At 58.2% G+C, this 17,786-nt stretch carries 16 protein-coding genes; 9 read left to right on the top strand and 7 right to left on the bottom strand.

Annotation, left to right across the window (positions count from 1 at the left end):
- Positions 1-69: 69 nt before the first annotated feature.
- The 3 genes from aceE to ampD all read right to left on the bottom strand — a co-directional run bounded on the left by aceE (position 70) and on the right by ampD (position 4,428).
- The gene (aceE, locus tag G5221_RS13970) at positions 70-2,730 is read right to left on the bottom strand and encodes a pyruvate dehydrogenase (acetyl-transferring), homodimeric type (RefSeq protein WP_421263429.1); all 2,661 of its coding nucleotides are present in this window, start codon (positions 2,728-2,730) and stop codon (positions 70-72) included.
- Between the two features lie 79 nt (positions 2,731-2,809).
- Positions 2,810-3,574 carry a pyruvate dehydrogenase complex transcriptional repressor PdhR gene (pdhR, locus tag G5221_RS13965; protein WP_335827370.1) on the bottom strand — a complete coding sequence of 255 codons (765 nt, stop codon included), beginning with the start codon at positions 3,572-3,574 and terminating at the stop codon, positions 2,810-2,812.
- Positions 3,575-3,852: 278 nt separating this feature from the next.
- Positions 3,853-4,428 carry a 1,6-anhydro-N-acetylmuramyl-L-alanine amidase AmpD gene (gene ampD / locus G5221_RS13960; protein WP_069554218.1) on the bottom strand — a complete coding sequence of 192 codons (576 nt, stop codon included), beginning with the start codon at positions 4,426-4,428 and terminating at the stop codon, positions 3,853-3,855.
- Between the two features lie 130 nt (positions 4,429-4,558).
- Here ampD and G5221_RS13955 point away from each other — a divergent pair, with 130 nt between their 5' ends.
- The 9 genes from G5221_RS13955 (at position 4,559) to yacG (ending at position 12,311) form a co-directional block, all read left to right on the top strand.
- Positions 4,559-5,029 carry a retropepsin-like aspartic protease family protein gene (locus G5221_RS13955; RefSeq protein WP_040068932.1) on the top strand — a complete coding sequence of 157 codons (471 nt, stop codon included), beginning with the start codon at positions 4,559-4,561 and terminating at the stop codon, positions 5,027-5,029.
- 3 nt (positions 5,030-5,032) lie between these two features.
- Entirely contained in the window at positions 5,033-5,896 is an 864-nt protein-coding gene (gene nadC, locus G5221_RS13950) for a carboxylating nicotinate-nucleotide diphosphorylase (RefSeq protein WP_421263428.1), read from the top strand.
- A 314-nt stretch (positions 5,897-6,210) separates the two neighbouring features.
- Complete coding sequence (gene tapA / locus G5221_RS13945; RefSeq protein ID WP_421263427.1) at positions 6,211-6,657, top strand: type IVa pilus major pilin TapA; 447 nt, start codon at positions 6,211-6,213, stop codon at positions 6,655-6,657.
- A gap of 50 nt (positions 6,658-6,707) precedes the next feature.
- Positions 6,708-8,414, top strand: a complete 1,707-nt coding sequence (gene tapB, locus G5221_RS13940) for a PilB family type IVa pilus assembly ATPase TapB (RefSeq protein ID WP_266134898.1) — start codon at positions 6,708-6,710, stop codon at positions 8,412-8,414.
- Positions 8,415-8,543: 129 nt separating this feature from the next.
- Positions 8,544-9,785 (top strand): type II secretion system F family protein, encoded by a 1,242-nt coding sequence (locus tag G5221_RS13935; RefSeq protein ID WP_421263426.1) that lies wholly within the window; start codon positions 8,544-8,546, stop codon positions 9,783-9,785.
- Positions 9,786-9,845: 60 nt separating this feature from the next.
- Positions 9,846-10,718 (top strand): prepilin peptidase, encoded by an 873-nt coding sequence (locus G5221_RS13930; protein ID WP_421263425.1) that lies wholly within the window; start codon positions 9,846-9,848, stop codon positions 10,716-10,718.
- A 14-nt stretch (positions 10,719-10,732) separates the two neighbouring features.
- Positions 10,733-11,347, top strand: coding sequence for a dephospho-CoA kinase (coaE, locus tag G5221_RS13925; protein WP_421263424.1), 615 nt, complete (start codon positions 10,733-10,735; stop codon positions 11,345-11,347).
- 37 nt (positions 11,348-11,384) lie between these two features.
- Entirely contained in the window at positions 11,385-12,107 is a 723-nt protein-coding gene (gene zapD, locus G5221_RS13920) for a cell division protein ZapD (protein WP_216952203.1), read from the top strand.
- Positions 12,108-12,116: 9 nt separating this feature from the next.
- Positions 12,117-12,311, top strand: a complete 195-nt coding sequence (yacG, locus tag G5221_RS13915) for a DNA gyrase inhibitor YacG (protein WP_005336142.1) — start codon at positions 12,117-12,119, stop codon at positions 12,309-12,311.
- Positions 12,312-12,386: 75 nt separating this feature from the next.
- Here the strand turns inward: yacG and mutT are convergent, their stop codons facing one another.
- From mutT to lpxC, 4 genes are all read right to left on the bottom strand, one after another.
- Positions 12,387-12,791 carry an 8-oxo-dGTP diphosphatase MutT gene (mutT, locus tag G5221_RS13910; RefSeq protein ID WP_257124211.1) on the bottom strand — a complete coding sequence of 135 codons (405 nt, stop codon included), beginning with the start codon at positions 12,789-12,791 and terminating at the stop codon, positions 12,387-12,389.
- Positions 12,792-12,976: 185 nt separating this feature from the next.
- Positions 12,977-15,697 (bottom strand): preprotein translocase subunit SecA, encoded by a 2,721-nt coding sequence (gene secA / locus G5221_RS13905; RefSeq protein WP_421263423.1) that lies wholly within the window; start codon positions 15,695-15,697, stop codon positions 12,977-12,979.
- Positions 15,698-15,757: 60 nt separating this feature from the next.
- Positions 15,758-16,663, bottom strand: a complete 906-nt coding sequence (locus tag G5221_RS13900; RefSeq protein ID WP_257124209.1) for a peptidoglycan DD-metalloendopeptidase family protein — start codon at positions 16,661-16,663, stop codon at positions 15,758-15,760.
- A 140-nt stretch (positions 16,664-16,803) separates the two neighbouring features.
- A complete protein-coding gene (gene lpxC / locus G5221_RS13895) occupies positions 16,804-17,727 on the bottom strand; it encodes a UDP-3-O-acyl-N-acetylglucosamine deacetylase (protein ID WP_026456701.1) in 924 nt (307 codons plus the stop codon).
- Between the last annotated feature and the right edge of the window lie 59 nt (positions 17,728-17,786).

Genomic DNA, 17,786 nt, shown 5'->3' with positions numbered 1-17,786 from the left:
CACATCTCGCGTTAACCGTTTTAAATCCTGGCAGGGTCACGCCGCATGACGGCGCGACCCTTGATCCACTTACGCGTACAGCGGGTTGACCTTGTCGGCATCGATGCCGTACTTGGCGATGGCGTCGGCCACAACCTGCTTGTCTACCTCGCCGCGCTTGGCCAGTTCGGTCAGAGCAGCAACCACCACGTAGAACTCGTTCACTTCGAAGTGACGACGCAGATTGGCACGGCTGTCGGAACGGCCGTAACCGTCGGTACCCAGCACGCGGTAGTTCTCGGTCGGAACGAAGGCGCGAACCTGATCGGCGAAGGACTTCATGTAGTCGGTCGCAGCGATGGTGGCTTCGGAACCCAGTACCTGAGCGATGTAGGGAACACGCGCTTCAGAGGTCGGGTGCAGCATGTTCCAGCGATCCGCGTCCTGACCGTCACGGGCCAGCTCGTTGAAGGAGGTGACGCTGAACACATCGGAACCGATGCCGTACTCGCTGGCCAGGATCTGGGCAGCCTTGCGCACGTGACCCAGGATGGAACCACAACCCAGCAGCTGAACTTTCGCCTTGGCACCGGCGACGGATTCCAGCTTGTAGATACCCTTGCGGATGCCTTCCTCGGCGCCTTCCGGCATGGCCGGCATGGCGTAGTTCTCGTTCAGGGTGGTGATGTAGTAGAACACGTTCTCCGGGTTCTCACCGTACATGCGACGCAGGCCGTCCTGTACGATCACCGCCACTTCATAGGCATAGGACGGGTCGTAAGAGATGCAGTTCGGGATGGTGTTCGCCAGGATGTGGCTGTGACCATCTTCGTGCTGCAGACCTTCGCCGTTCAGGGTAGTACGACCGGAGGTTGCACCCAGCAGGAAGCCACGGGCTTGCTGGTCACCGGCTGCCCACGCCATGTCGCCGATCCGCTGGAAGCCGAACATGGAGTAGTAGATGTAGAACGGGATCATCGGGCAATCGTTGGTGCTGTAAGAGGTCGCAGCAGCCAGCCAGGAGGACATGGCGCCCAGCTCGTTGATACCGTCTTGCAGAACCTGACCCTGCTTGTCTTCCTTGTAGTAGGAGACGATGTCGCGGTCTTGCGGGGTGTACTGCTGACCGTGCGGGCTGTAGATACCGATCTGGCGGAACAGACCTTCCATACCGAAGGTACGGGCTTCGTCAGCGAGGATCGGAACGATGCGCTTGCCGATGGACTTGTCTTTCAGCATCACGTTCAGGGAACGCACGAACGCCATGGTGGTGGAGATTTCGCGCGCCTGCTCACCCAGCAGCGGACCGAAGGCATCCAGCGCCGGGATTTCCAGCTTGGTGGTGCTTTCGCGCAGACGGGTCGGCACATAGCCTTTCAGGGCTGCACGACGAGCATGCAGGTACTTGTGCTCTTCACTGCCCTCTTCGATCTTCAGGTACGGCAGATCGGCCAGCTGCTCGTCGGCCACCGGCAGGTTGAAGCGGTCACGCAGGTGACGCACGGAGTCCAGCTCCATCTTCTTGACCTGGTGAGCGATGTTCTTGCCTTCGGCCGCTTCACCCATGCCGTAACCCTTGATGGTCTTGGCCAGAATAACGGTCGGCTTGCCCTTGGTCTGGGTCGCCTTGTTGAACGCGGCGAACAGTTTGCGAGGATCGTGACCACCGCGGTTCAGAGCGAAGATCTCCTCGTCGGTCATGTCTTTGACCAGCGCGGCAGTTTCCGGATAACGGTTGAAGAAGTGCTCGCGGATGTAGCCACCGTCGCGGGACTTCATGGTCTGGTAGTCACCGTCCACGGTCTCGTTCATCAGCTGGATCAGCTTGCCGGAAGTGTCTTTCTTCAGCAGCTCATCCCACTTGCGACCCCAGATCACCTTGGTGACATCCCAACCGGCGCCAGCAAACAGGCCTTCCAGCTCGTTGATGACCTTGCCGTTACCGACAACCGGACCATCCAGACGCTGCAGGTTGCAGTTAACCACGAACACCAGGTTGTCGAGCTTTTCACGCACAGCAACGGTCAGGGCGCCTTTGGCTTCCGGCTCGTCCATCTCGCCGTCACCCAGGAAGGCGTAAACGGTCTGCTCGGAGCAATCCTTGATGCCACGGTCGGTCAGGTACTTCAGGAAGCGAGCCTGATAGATGGCGGCGATGGGGCCCAGACCCATGGAGACGGTCGGGAACTGCCAGAAGTCCGGCATCAGTTTCGGGTGCGGATAGGAAGGGATACCCTTGCCGTCCACTTCCTGACGGAAGTTGTCCAGCTGCTCTTCGGTCAGACGACCTTCAGCGAAGGCGCGAGCATAGATGCCCGGGGAGATGTGACCCTGGAAGTAAACCAGATCGCCACCATCCTTCTCGTTGCGAGCACGGAAGAAGTGGTTGAAGCAGACATCATAGATGGTCGCAGAAGAAGCGAAGGAAGACATGTGACCACCCAGGTCCAGGTCTTTCTTGGACGCGCGCAGCACGATCATCATGGCGTTCCAGCGGATGATGGCGCGAATGCGGCGTTCCATCTCCAGGTCACCCGGGTAGTCCGGCTCATCGCTGGACGGGATGGTATTGATGTAATCGCGATTTGCCTTGGCAGCCACGTCCACACCGCTTACGCGGGCTTTCTCGGCCAACTGTTCAAGGATGAACTGAGCGCGTTGCGGACCCTCTTCACGCAGCAGGGATTCCAGAGAGGCAAGCCACTCCAGCGTTTCTATCGGGTCCACATCGTTCTTCAGGATATCAGACATGGCTGGTTCCTATGTTGTTGTGATTGCACGGCATTGCACGGCGAAGGGCGCAAGCATTCGACAATAGAGCCTTGTGGGATTAGTTTTCCTGCTGACGGATCCGACGCATGGATCGCTGGATCCGGCTGTCTTCCCTCTGCATATCCAACAAGGTGTCCTCGATAAAGGCCAGATGCTCATGACAAGCTGTTCTGGCCCGCTCCGGAGCCCCCGAAAGAATAGCCTCGATCAGATTCGCGCGATGGCGACGTATCTTGGCTACCACTCCCGGGCGGCGATTCAAAATCTCGTTATTCTGCAGAATGTTCTGTTCGAGCATCGGGCTCATGGCCCGCAGCAGGTGCAGCAGCACCACGTTGTGGGACGCCTCGGCCACCGCCAGATAGAACTGGGTGACGGCTGCCGACTCGGCCACCAGCGAGCCCAGCAGGCCCGCCTCTTCGATGGTGGTTTGCACCTGACGAATGCGCTCGAAATCAGACCCGGTTCCCCGCAAGGCCGCGTAGTAGGCACAGATGCCTTCCAGCGCGTGGCGAAACTCCAGCAGATCATACTGGGCTTCCGGGTGGGTACTGAGCAGTTCGAACAGAGGATCGGCGATCCCCTTGCTCAGGGCATTCTGCACATAAGTGCCGCCGCCCTGACGGCGATAAAGCAATCCGCGCGCTTCCAGTCGCTGGATGGCTTCGCGCAGGGAGGGGCGCGATACCTGAAACTGGATGGCGAGTTCCCGCTCGGGAGGCAATTTCTGTCCCGGCTGCAGGCTGCCTTCCAGAATCATCTGTTCCAGCTCGGCGACAATGGAATCGGCCAACTTGGGTTGCGTAATCTTGCGATAGGGCATGAGGCTACTTTGTTAAATTGGTATTACCAATTTTATGGATGGGGCGAAAATTAGCAGAGGCCTTTTGAAAAGTCCACTCAAAAGATGATCTGAGTCAAGAATTGGCCCCACCACTTAAGAGGTAAAGCAGGGGAAACATGATTTAGCTCATAGAAAATGGTCTGACCAATATTCTTGACCGCGCTCACAAATAACATTTGCGCAACCAGAGACAAAAATGGCCTGCCAGATAGGCAAGCCATTGATTTTAAAATCCAAACTAAATTTGAATATTTACTTTAGCTGTTTAGTAACTGACGGTAGTAATCCCACTGGAAACTGGCTCCGGGATCCGTCTTGCGCCCTGGCGCGATATCGCAATGGCCGACAATTTTTTCGTGGGTGATGGCCGGATAGCGCTCCGAGATGGCTCGAGTGAGCCCTGCCAATGCCCGGTATTGAGCCTCGGTGTAGGGGATTTCGTCAGTCCCTTCCAGCTCGATGCCGATGGAGAAGTCATTGCATGCCTCCCTCCCCTGCCAGCTCGAGACACCAGCGTGCCAGGCGCGCGCGCCGAATGGCACATACTGCACCAGCTCGCCATCACGGCGGATCAGGCAGTGGGCCGAGACCCTCAGCTGATGGATACCGGCAAAATAGGGGTGAGCCTCCGGGTCGAGTCGCCCCATAAAGAGATCGTCGATAAAGGGACCGCCAAACTCCCCCGGCGGCAGGCTGATGCCATGCACCACCAGCAGGGAGATATCATCCGGCGCGGCCCGTTCGTTGTGATGGGGAGAAGGCACCCGGCGCGCCTGCTGGCACCAGCCAGCGGCATCGATAGAGAAACAAGGTTGCGAAGCGAGTTGAGTCATCGGCTACTCGAGTTGGCTGATAAATGGCGAGAAAACGAAGATACCTGATAGGCAATCCGGCACCAACTCACTGAATCCAAGGGAAATGGTATGTTAGGCTGGGTCATCTTCCGCTCGATATGGATGGGGTATGCAGCACACGGCACGCTGGATGTGGTTACTGGCCTGGCTCTCTTTGATGGGTCTGCTGACCCTCTATTTTCACTCCCGCAACCAACCCAGCGTCACCGCCAGCGGCGAGCTGTTGCTGCGGGCCGACCAGAGCGGCCACTATCGTCTGGAGGGTGCCATCAACGGCCAGCCGGTGCAACTGCTGCTCGATACCGGCGCCACCCGTATCACCATCCCGCAGCAGGTTGCCGAGCGGCTCGGCCTGACCGCTCATGGCAGCAGCCAGGTCAATACCGCCGCGGGGCAGATCCGGGTCGGCAACGGCACCATCGAAACGCTGGCGATGGGGCCATTGACCTTGTACGATCTGGCCATCTTTATCAATCCGGCGGCAGACGGTGACGAAGTGCTGGTTGGCATGAACGCCCTCGGTCGGCTGGAGCTGGTTCAAAAGGAGCGGCAACTGCTGCTCAGACCCTTGCAGGAATAAGGCATGTTTCAACAGGATGTCAGCCGCGCCGTGCGCGCCGCACTACTCGAAGATCTGGGCGATGCCCTCACCACGCTGGACCAACCGGACGCCAGCGCCGATATCACCGCCCAGCTGATCCCGGCCGACCGGATGGCCAGCGCCCGGGTCATCACCCGTGAAGCAGGAGTATTCTGCGGCCAGCCCTGGGTGGATGAAGTGTTCGTACAACTCGGCGGCGACGTGAAGGTGGAGTGGAAGGTGCAGGATGGGGAAGTGCTCTCCCCCAATCAGGAGCTGTTCCGCCTCCATGGCCCTGCCCGTCTGCTGTTGACCGGCGAGCGCAATGCGCTGAACTTTGTCCAGACCCTCTCCGGTGTCGCCACCCTCACCGCGCGCTATGTGGCAGAGCTGGAGGGCACTGACTGCCGCCTGCTCGACACCCGCAAAACCATCCCTGGGCTGCGCACCGCCCAGAAGTACGCAGTCACCTGTGGCGGCGGCAAGAATCACCGCATCGGCCTCTACGACGCTTACCTCATCAAGGAGAACCATATCCTCGCCTGCGGCGGCATTGCCGAGGCGATTAATGAGGCTCGTCATCTCAATCCGGGTAAACCGGTGGAGGTGGAAGTGGAATCACTGGCAGAACTCGAACAAGCGCTGGCGGCAAAGGCCGATATCGTGATGCTGGACAACTTCGACGTGACCATGATGCGGGAAGCGGTCGCCATCAATCAGGGCCGCGCCAAGCTGGAGGTCTCCGGCAATGTGACGCTGGACACCCTGGCAGAGTTTGCCGCCACCGGCGTCGATTTTATCTCGGTCGGGGCGCTCACCAAGCATGTACGGGCGCTCGATCTCTCCATGCGCTTTATTCAACCGTGAGACGCCCCCCACAGGCTTGAGCAAACACTCGATATAACCGGACAAACAACTTGCAAAAGGCGCCAGAGGCGCCTTTTCTTTATGCAGGATCCCTCGGCAAAGGAGTGTACAGACGGACCCTAATCCGGCCACAGAAAGAGTCATAGGAAGCCACTTCTTTTATGACACGCATCAAGTTTTTGCTAAATGAAAGAAGTGTAATTAACAAAATGGACAATCTCTGTTGCCACCCCTGACAGCTCGGATAAGATACTGACGTGCAGATGATTTTCCACCGGCACTTCCCAGGAACCAAGGATAAAAGGATATTTTCCATGAACAGCAAAATGAAGAAACAATCAGGCTTTACCCTTATTGAACTGATGATCGTGGTCGCGATCGTGGCCATTCTGGCCGCCGTCGCGCTGCCGGCGTATCAGACCTACACCAAAAAGGCCAAGTTTACCGAAGTTGTCTCTGCTACAGGGCCATTTAAATCAGCAGTTGAAATGTGCGTTCAAGGAGGCAGGGCGCTCACTGATTGTGATACTGCAGGTACTAATGGTATACCGGCAGTTCCTGCAGCAGCAGAAGGCAATCTCGAGTCAATCGCAATAGCTGCTGATACTGCTGTTGTTACTGCCACAGCAACTGTAGCTAGCGGCCTTGTTGACGCAGACAATGCTGGATACACATATACAATCACACCAACTGTCGAAGCATCTGGCAAAATTACCTGGGTAACCGGTGGAACATGCCAAGCTGATGGTATTTGTAACTAATGGCCTACGTGAATCTCAATATAAGTGGGTACAGGAGGTAAGCATTTAGCATGACCTCTAGCCCTAATAGCGGCCTGGCGTTAAGCCTGGCCGCCTCTTCATTGATAAGTGAAGAGGATTCCCAGCGCTATCTGAGCCAGGCCAAGGCCCAGCGCAAACCCTTTGTGACCTTTCTGATAGAAAACGACATCCTCGACAGCAAGGCGCTCGCCGATTTTTGCGAGCTGGAGTATGGGGTACCTCTGCTGGATCTTGCCGCCTTCGATTTGGCCGAGATCCCGCAGAAGTACCTCAATCAGAAGCTGATTGAGAAACACCATGTGCTGCCCATCTATACCCAAGGCCACACTCTCTATATCGCCATGTCGGATCCGACCAATGTCTCGGCCCTGGAGGACTTCGGCTTCAGCTTCGGACTCCATACCGAGGCGCTGCTGGTGGAGGAGAACAAGCTCACCGCCGCCATCGGCAAGCTGCTGGAGAGCGAAAACGATGCCCTCGGCATGGAGGAGATCGATGAGGCCGAGATTTCCGATCTCGAAGTCTCCGACGAGAACAGCCGGCTGGACGAGAGCGTCAATACCGCCGATGACGACGCCCCCATCGTCAAGTACATCAACAAGATCCTGATGGATGCCATCAAGCGCGGTGCCTCCGACCTGCACTTCGAGCCCTATGAGTTCAAATATCGAGTGCGCTTTCGCATCGATGGCATTTTGCACGAAATCGCAACCCCGCCGGTCAATCTGGCCAACCGCTTCTCTGCCCGCCTCAAGGTGATGGCGCGGCTCGATATCGCCGAGCGGCGGCTGCCGCAGGATGGCCGCATCAAATTGAAGCTGTCGCGCAACAAGTCGATGGATATGCGGGTCAACACCCTGCCCACCATGTGGGGGGAGAAGATCGTTATCCGTCTGCTCGACTCCTCGGCGGCCCGCCTCAATATCGAGCAGCTTGGCTTCGACGACCGCCAGAAGGCACAGTACCTGCGAGCCCTCTCGAAACCGCAGGGGATGATACTGGTCACCGGCCCCACCGGCTCGGGCAAGACGGTCTCGCTCTATACCGGCCTCAATATTCTCAACACCACCGAGGTGAATATCTCTACCGCTGAAGATCCGGTGGAGATCAACCTGCCGGGCGTCAACCAGGTGCAGGTCAACCCCAAGGCGGGGCTCACCTTTGCCAGCGCTCTGCGCTCCTTCTTGCGGCAAGATCCGGATGTGGTGATGGTGGGGGAAATACGGGATCTCGAAACCGCCGAGATCGCCATCAAGGCGGCACAAACCGGCCACCTGGTGCTCTCGACCCTGCATACCAACTCGGCCGCCGAAACCCTGACCCGGATGATGAATATGGGGGTGCCCGCCTTCAATATCGCCTCTTCGGTCACCCTGATCATGGCCCAGCGGCTGGCCCGCAAGCTGTGCGACCACTGCAAGGCGCCGGAGGTAGTGCCGGAAGCTGAGCTGCTGGAGCTGGGTTTTACCCCACAGCAGCTGGCAGCCGGCTTGCGACTGTTCAAACCGGTTGGTTGCAAGGAGTGTTCCGGTGGCTACAAGGGGCGAGTCGGCATCTACGAAATCATGCTAATGTCGGAAAATATCGCAAAATTGATCATGCAGGGGGCCAACTCCCTGCAAATTGCGGCGATTGCCCAGAAAGAGGGCATGCGCACCCTGCGCACCTCGGGACTGGAGAAGGCACGGCTTGGTGTTACCAGCCTGGCCGAGGTCAACCGGGTCACCACCAATTAAACCTCGCCAAGATGCGAGCAAGATGATCTACCAGCAAGCGACCAGATGGTGCCAAGCCGTTTGAGGATATTTATCAGGTCAGATGGTTCAGGGGCTCCCTGACCATCCGCCCAATTGCAGGATGCAAAGATGGCAACCCTAACGAAAAAGAAAAACACCCCGAAAAAAGTCTTCGCCTTCCGCTGGCACGGGGTCAATCGCAAGGGGCAGAAGGTCTCCGGCGAGCTGCAGGCTGACAGCATCAATACCGTCAAGGCGGAGCTGCGCAAGCAGGGGGTAAACGTCACCAAGGTGGCCAAAAAATCCCAGGGGCTCTTCTCCAAGGGCGGCGCCAAGATCAAGCCGATGGATATCGCGATTATCTCCCGCCAGATCACCACCATGCTCTCCGCTGGCGTACCGCTGGTGCAAAGCCTGCAGATCATCGCCCGCAGCCACGAGAAAGCCGCCATGCGCGAGCTGATGGGTGAGATCGCCTCCGATGTTGAGACCGGAACCCCCATGTCAGAGGCGTTGCGCCGCCACCCTCGCCATTTTGACGATCTCTACTGCGATCTGGTTGAGGCGGGGGAGCAATCCGGTGCGCTGGAGACCATCTACGACCGTATCGCCACCTATCGGGAAAAGTCGGAAGCGCTCAAGTCGAAGATCAAGAAGGCCATGTTCTATCCCACCATGGTTATTCTGGTGGCCATAGTGGTGACTTCCATCCTGCTGCTATTCGTCATCCCCCAGTTCGAGGATATCTTCAAGAGCTTTGGCGCCGAGCTGCCGGTGTTCACCCAGTTTGTCATCGGCATCTCACGCTTTATGCAGAACTGGTGGTATGTCTTCTTTGGCGGGGCTGCGCTCGCCATCTTCCTCTATGTGCGCGCCTGGCGCGCCTCCCAGAAGGTAAGGGACAATACCGACAAGTTTGTGCTCACCATCCCGGTGGTCGGTATGATCCTGCACAAGGCGGCCATGGCCCGCTTTGCCCGCACACTCTCAACCACTTTCTCGGCCGGTATCCCGCTGGTGGATGCTCTCATCTCGGCGGCCGGAGCCTCCGGCAACTATGTCTATCGCACCGCCGTTATGGCCATTCGCAACGAGGTGGTGGCCGGTATGCAGATCAACGTGGCAATGCGCACCGTCGATCTCTTCCCAGACATGGTGATCCAGATGGTGATGATCGGCGAGGAGTCCGGCGCTATCGATGATATGCTCTCCAAGGTTGCCACCATCTTCGAGCAAGAGGTGGACGACCTGGTCGATGGCCTTACCAGCCTGCTGGAACCCCTCATCATGGTGGTGCTCGGGGTGCTGGTCGGCGGCATGGTTATCGCCATGTACCTGCCCATTTTCAAACTTGGCGACGTGGTGGGTTGATTCATCAGGGCATGGAGCCAAAGCCATGCCCTTCACTCATTCAATAACTGACGGTTGGTTATGACACTTCTTCTCGAGCTGGCTCACGGCTTGCCATGGCTCTTTTTTTCGCTGGTTTTTATCTTTTCCCTGATGATCGGCAGTTTCCTCAACGTAGTGATCCACCGCCTGCCCATCATGCTGGAGCGAGAGTGGCAGGCCGAGTATCGCAGCTACTTCTCCCCCGACGAAGAGGCCATCGCACCAGAGCGCTACAACCTGATGGTACCGCGCTCCGCATGCCCTCACTGTGGTCACCCCATTACCGCCATCGAGAACATTCCGCTGCTGAGCTGGCTCTGGCTCAAGGGGCGTTGCCGCGACTGTCAGGCGCCCATCTCGGCCCGCTATCCGCTGGTAGAGCTGATAACAGCCCTGCTCTCGGTGGCCGTTGCCATGGTCATAACGCCGGGCTGGGGCACACTGGCCGCCCTGCTGCTGACCTGGGTGCTGGTCGCCCTCACCTTTATCGATCTCGACAAGATGTTGCTGCCAGATCAGCTCACCCTGCCCCTGCTGTGGGGTGGTCTGCTGTTCAATCTGGCAGGTGGCTTTGTACCGCTGGCGGATGCCGTGATTGGCGCCATGGTCGGCTATCTGGTGCTCTGGAGCCTCTACTGGGCCTTCAAGCTGCTCACCGGCAAGGAGGGGATGGGCTATGGCGACTTCAAGCTGCTGGCGGCGCTGGGTGCCTGGCTCGGCTGGCAGGCGCTGCCGATCATATTGCTGCTCTCATCCCTGGTCGGCGCCGTGATCGGCATCAGCCTGATCGCCTTGCACAAACACCATCAGGGTAAGCCCATCCCCTTCGGCCCCTACCTCGCCATCGCGGGCTGGATTGCCCTGCTGTGGGGCGATACCATCACCAACTGGTATCTCTCTAACCTGCTTTGAGCAAGAGGCCCCCCATGTATGTAGTTGCTATTACCGGTGGTATCGGCAGTGGCAAGACCACCATCGCCAATCAGTTTGCCGAACTGGGTATCGAGGTGGTGGATGCCGATGTGATCGCCCGCGAGGTCGTAGAGCCGGGCACCCCGGCCCTTGCCACCATCGCCGACCATTTTGGCCCGGATGTGATTGAGCCGAGCGGTCAACTCGACCGTCGCACCCTGCGCGAGCGGGTCTTCAGCGACCCGCAGGCCAAGGAGTGGCTCAATGCACTGCTCCATCCGCTGATTCGCAGTGAAATGCTGCGCCAGTGTGCCGCAGCCAGTTCTCCTTACTGCCTGCTGGTGGTGCCGCTGCTGGTGGAGAACAAACTCACCGGCCTCGCCGACCGGGTGCTGGTGATCGATGTGGACGAAGCGACCCAGATTGAGCGCACCTGCCATCGTGATGGCGTCAGCACCAAGCAGGCCAGAGCCATCATCGCAGCACAGGCCAGCCGGACAGAACGGCTAGCTGCGGCGGATGATGTCATCGAGAACGCCAATGGCAGCGAAATGGCGATAAAAACGCGGATTTTGGCACTGCACGAGACATATCTGGCATTTGCCTCTCAACAACCCCGTCAACAGTGAGTACACTAGGCCGGTTTATGGCTGGCCAGGATTAGGCATGATTTACGATTTTCCCCTCAATGAAAAAAGCCGGACCTACCTGCGTCTGGAGTCCCTGTTTTCCCAAATTCGCGACAATCTGGAGAGCGAGCAATCCTGGGCCCATATCGCCTTCTTCAAAGGGCTGTTCGATCTGCAGGAGCTGCTGGAGCGTGGTGACTTGCGCGCTGACCTTATCAAGGATCTGGAGCGTCTCGGCCAACGTCTGAGCCACTGGGCCAGCCTGCCCGACGTCGATCTGGAGCAGATCAAACAGATGCAGCAAGAGAGCAGCCAGCTCTCCCGCAACCTGCTCAACTCGCCACGCCCGGGAGCCCGCCTGAAAGAGGATCGTCTGCTCGGTTCCATTCGCCAGCGCTTCTCCATCCCGGGTGGCCTGTGTGCCTTCGACGTGCCCCAGCTGCACCACTGGCTCGGAACCCCGGCCATCACCCGTCACCAGCAGATGCAGGGCTGGCTTAGCGACATCACCCTGCTGATGAACGCCATCACCCTGTTGCTGCGTCTGTGGCGTGAATCGGGCAGCTTCAGCGAGCAGGTGGCGACCAACGGCTTCTTCCAGGACACCGCCGAAAGCGCCGAGCTGATCCGCATCAAGCTGCCGGGCAATCTGTTCTGCTACCCGACCCTGAGCGGCCACAAGAATCGTTTTGCCCTGCGCTTCCTGCCTACGGGCGAGCAGCAGATTGGCGATGTGCCATTCCAGCTCGCCTGCTGCTAAGGAGTTCTTATGGTCACCAAGGTAAAGTGTCCGACCTGCCAGAGCGAAGTGGAGTGGGGCCCGCAGAGTCCGTTCCGACCTTTCTGCAGCAAACGCTGCCAGCTGATCGATCTCGGCGAGTGGGCCGATGAAGAGAAGCGGATCCCCGGGGAGATCAACCCGGATCTGCTGCCGGAGCCGGAAGAGGGCGATCAGTGGCTATAAGCCCCTGGTCACTCTCCGCTATAAAATAAAAAAGGGCCGATGGGCCCTTTTTTGATGCTTGTTGTTGCAACCGGTTCAAGCCAGCAGGCCTTGAAGCCGCGCGACAATCGGACCGTTGGCATCGGGAAAGTGGTAGTTGTGCAGCTCGGACACCGGCACCCATAGACACTCCTGCCCCTCTTTGCCGAACGGCTCGCCGCTGAAACGGGTCACCTTCCAGATATCCAGCAACACCTGCTTCTCGGGGTAGTCGTGCTGCAGCTCCATGAAAGGGGCACAATCCTGCACCCGGATGCCGATCTCTTCCCACAGCTCCCGATCCAGTGCGGTGAGAAGATCCTCGCCCGACTCGACCTTGCCACCTGGAAACTCCCAGCGATCCCCCTGATGGCGATCGGAGGAGCGTCTGGCGATAAAGATATCGCCCTGTTCATTCTCGATGACGCCAACCGCTACCCAGATCCGCTTTTTCTGTTCCATCTTGTTACCTTTGTACGCTATGGCTGACCAGGCCGTTCAATGTGCCCAACCTCCGGCTGGATGAACGGCCGATGATGCCTGATATCCGATAACCCTTGGTCAGATGGCGCCACCACAGTGACGTCGCCACCCTCTGACAAAAACAAGGCGGGCACCGGGCCCGCCTTGTCATAGCACTGCATCGATCAGGTCAACTGACCGTGGCAATGCTTGTATTTCTTGCCTGAACCGCACGGGCAGGGATCGTTGCGACCAACCTTCTGCTCATCGCGCACGAAGGTGGTGTGGCCCTCTTCACCTGCGGCCTGTTCATCGGCCAGCTGGCTCTCAGCCGCGGCATGGGTGTAGGTACGGGGAGCGGCTTCCGCCTGCTGGCGCTGCTGCTCTTCCATCGCTTCCACATCGCGCTCCTGCACCTGAACACGGCTCAGGATGCTGACCACGTCGCGCTTGAGGGTTTCCAGCATCTGGGTGAACAGATCGAAGGATTCGCGCTTGTACTCCTGCTTGGGGTTCTTCTGGGCGTAGCCGCGCAGATGGATGCCCTGACGCAGGTGATCCATGGCCGCCAGATGCTCTTTCCACAGACCATCCAGAGTTTGCAGCATCACTGCCTTCTCGAAGTTGCGTAGCACCTCTTTGCCAACCAGCTCCTCCTTGTGGGCATAGAGCTTGGTGGCTTCGTCCAGAATGCGCTCGCGCAGCTTCTCTTCATACAGCTTGTCATCTTCCGCCAGCCACTGCTGCAGCGGCAGATCCAGCGCGAAGTCTGCCTTCAGGCGCGCTTCCAGACCCGGCACATCCCACATCTCTTCCAGAGACTGGGGCGGGATGTACTCGTCAATCACGCTGCCGTAGACATCATCACGGATAACGTGGATGGTCTCGGAGATATCGTTGGTATCCAGCAACTCGTTACGCTGCTCGTACACTACCTTGCGCTGGTCGTTGGCCACGTCGTCAAACTCCAGCAAGCTCTTGCGGATGTCGAAGTTGCGACCTTCCACCTTGCGCTGGGCATTTTCGATCGCCTTGGTGACCCAGGGGTGTTCGATGGCTTCGCCCTCTTCCATGCCCAGCTTCTTCATCATGCCGGTGACGCGATCGGAGGCGAAGATCCGCATCAGGGTATCTTCCATGGAGAGGTAGAAGCGGGAGGAGCCCGGGTCACCCTGACGACCGGAACGGCCGCGCAGCTGGTTGTCGATACGACGGGATTCGTGACGCTCGGTACCGATGATATGCAGACCGCCGGCAGCCAGCACCGCATCGTGACGCACCTGCCATGCCGCTTTCAGCTCGGCAATCTGTGCCTCGGTCGGATTCTCCAGCTTGGCGATCTCCGCCTGCCAGTTGCCCCCGAGCACTATGTCGGTACCACGACCCGCCATGTTGGTGGCGATGGTGACCGCGCCAGTCTGGCCAGCCTGGGCAACGATCTCCGCTTCCATGGCGTGGAACTTGGCGTTCAGCACCTGATGCGGGATCTTCTCCTTGGTCAGGATGCCGGAGAGCAGCTCTGAGTTTTCGATGGAGACGGTACCCACCAGCACCGGCTGGCCGCGCTCCACACACTCGCGAATATCCTTGACGATGGCAGCATACTTCTCATTGGCGGTCAGGTAGACCAGATCGCCCATGTCCTTGCGCACCATCGGCTTGTTGGTCGGGATAACCACGGTATCCAGGCCATAAATCTGCTGGAATTCAAAGGCTTCGGTATCTGCAGTACCTGTCATTCCCGCCAGCTTGTTGTAGAGACGGAAGTAATTCTGGAAGGTGATGGATGCCAGCGTCTGGTTCTCGTTCTGGATCTTCACCCCTTCCTTCGCTTCAACGGCCTGATGCAGACCATCAGACCAGCGACGACCCGGCATGGTACGACCGGTGTGCTCATCGACGATGACGATCTCGTCTTTCTGGACGATGTAGTCCACGTTGCGCTCGAACAGGGTATGAGCACGCAGACCGGCGTTCACGTGGTGCAACAGACTGATGTTGGAGGCGGAGAACAGGGAATCGTTCTCATCCAGCAGCCCCTCTTTCTTGAGCAGCTCTTCCACGAAGATCTGGCCGTTTTCGGTCAGCAGCGCCTGACGGTTCTTCTCGTCTACCGTGTAGTGACCGTCACCGGTGTACTCTTCGGTATCTTCCTTGTCCTGCTTGACCAGCAAGGGGATCAGCTTGTTGACACGAATATAGAGCTCGGAGCTGTCTTCGGCCGGGCCTGAGATAATCAGCGGGGTACGAGCTTCATCGATAAGCACCGAGTCAACCTCATCCACCAGCGCGTAGTTGAGCGGACGCTGTACCCGTTGCTCCGGCGAGAACGCCATGTTGTCGCGCAGGTAGTCGAAACCGAATTCGTTATTGGTACCGTAGGTGATGTCGGCGGCGTAGGCGTCACGCTTCTGGGACGCATCCATGCCGGGCACATTGCACGCAACGGTCATGCCGAGGAAGGCGAACAGCGGGCGGTTCGCCTCCGCATCACGTTTGGCCAGGTAGTCGTTTACCGTCACCACGTGGACGCCACGACCGCTCAGGGCATTCAGGTAAGCTGGCAGGGTTGCGGTCAGGGTCTTACCTTCACCGGTTTTCATTTCCGCGATGCGGTTGGAGTTCAGCACCATGCCGCCGATCAGCTGCACATCGAAGTGACGCATGCCAAACACCCGCTTGGAGGCTTCACGCACGGTCGCGAACGCTTCCGGCAGCAACTGCTCCAGAGTCTCACCCTGCTCGATACGCTGACGATATTCAGCCGTTTTGGCCTGCAACTCGGCATCGGAGAGAGCCTCGAACTGCGGCTCCATGGCATTGATCTGTTTTACAATTTTGCGCAAAGCCTTGAGCGTTCTGTCGTTCCGGCTGCCGATAATCTTGGTAAGCAGTGTGCTAATCATGGGTACCAACTATTTCTGGTTATATAAAGCGTTCCGTCACTGGAACCTGAAGAAAAAAACCTAACCCCGGCTGGCACTGAGAAAGCGTGCGGGGTTGACCTGACGACCATCTTTCAACACTTCGTAATGCAAATGGACCCCGGTCGCGCGACCGGTGCGCCCCATCAAGGCAATTTTCTGCCCCTGATCAACCAGGGTGCCCACCTCGACCAGCAACCTGGAGTTGTGGGCATAGCGGGTGACCAGACCATTGCCGTGATTAATCTCCACCATATTGCCAAATTCCGGATGACGGCCGGCCCAGCTGACAATGCCGGGCCCGGTGGCCAGAATCGGGGTTCCGGGTTTGCCACGGAAATCGACCCCTTTATGCATCTTGGCACGCCCATTGAACGGATCGACCCGTCCGCCAAAGCCGGATGAGACCCAAACTCGCTCTTGTTTGACTGGCGTGCCGGAAATAAAACCGGCATCGGTGATATGGTGATTCATGATGAAAGATTCAAGTACCGACAGCTGCTCTTCGCGGCTGCTGAGCTGCTGGCTGAGGTGTTTCATCGAAGCCTGCAGCTCGTTGAGGCTCACTTCCAGATCTTCATCGTAAGAGGGACCGCCCATGGGGGGCAGCTCTTTGAAATTGAACTCGTCGGGATCGAGGTCGGCCTGTTCGGTCAGTCGCTCGCCAAGGGCATTGATACGACCCAGCTGCCCCTGCATGGTGCCCACCTGAGCAGCCAACATGGCCAGCTGTTCGCGCGCTTCATCACCGCTCTGCTCGGCAGAGCGCTGTTCGGCCATGGCCAGCGCTACTTCCAGCGCCTCCATTTTCTGGTGCCAACTCTGCCAGAGCCAGCCACCACCAAGGGCCAACAGGGAGAAAACAATACCGCCGACCCATGCCAGACGTTGTTTGGGCAGGTGCAACTTGCGTCGCTGCTTGCCGTGGAGGATCAGGGTAATGCTCATAGAAATCAGTCTGCTCGGTCAGGTGCGGCCAGGAGCCTGCACGGGAAATAAAACCGGGAGATAATCGGTATTAAAGGATGGAGTAAACAAATGACGGAACGTCGGTGCGGAGAGAGGACCGACGTTCCGTTGCACAGCTATCAGGCCAGAACCAGACCGTTATCGTAGTAAGCGATAGGCGCTTTGTCGCCCTCACCCTCGAAGGTCACCAGTTCCCAAGCCTCCTGCTCGGCCAGCAAGGCACGCAGCAGCTTGTTGTTCAGGGCATGTCCGGTCTTGTAGGCACGGAACTCACCGATGATGCTGCGGTTACACATATAGAGGTCACCGATCGCGTCCAGCATCTTGTGCTTGACGAACTCGTCCTCATAACGCAAACCGTCTTCGTTCAGCACTCGATAATCGTCCAGTACCACGGCGTTTTCCAGGCTTCCGCCCAGCGCCAGGTTCTGGGAACGCAGGTACTCGATATCGCGCATGAACCCAAAGGTACGGGCACGGCTGATCTCTTTCACGAAGGAGGCACCGGAGAAGTCCAGTACGCAACGCTGATTGCGCCCTTCAAAGACCGGATGCTGGAAATCGATCTCGAGATCCATCTTGAAGCCGTTGCGATAAGGGTGGAATTCCGCCCACTTGTCGCCGTCTTCAACCCGGATGCTCTTCTTGATCCGCACAAACTGCTTGGCAGCATTCTGCTCACGGACCCCGACTTCCTGCAGCAGGTAGATAAAGGGATGCGCACTGCCGTCCATCACCGGGATCTCGGGCGCGTCAACCTCGACATAGAGGTTGTCGATCCCCATCCCGGCCAGCGCGGCGGAGAGGTGCTCAATGGTAGAGACACGGACACCGGCTTCGTTGACCAGAGCGGTACAGAGCACGGTATCGCGCACCTGATCGGCATTGGCTGGCAGCTCCACCACAGGATTCAGGTCGGTACGCAAGTAAACGATTCCTGTGTTCACAGGCGCCGGACGGAACGTCATGGTGACTTTCCGGCCCGAATGCAGGCCGACACCAGTCGCCTGTACACTCGTTTTCAAGGTTCTTTGTCTAATCATGGGTGTACCCTAAACAGCTTAAAATCCGGACCAGATGGTCGTTGGCAGGCCATCTTAGC

The sequence above is a fragment of the Aeromonas sp. 602200 genome, assembly GCF_049173895.1.
GTDB classification, from domain to species: domain Bacteria; phylum Pseudomonadota; class Gammaproteobacteria; order Enterobacterales; family Aeromonadaceae; genus Aeromonas; species Aeromonas veronii_A.
Note: the sequence above shows the minus strand (reverse complement) of the source record. Positions and strands in the feature narration are given on the sequence as shown.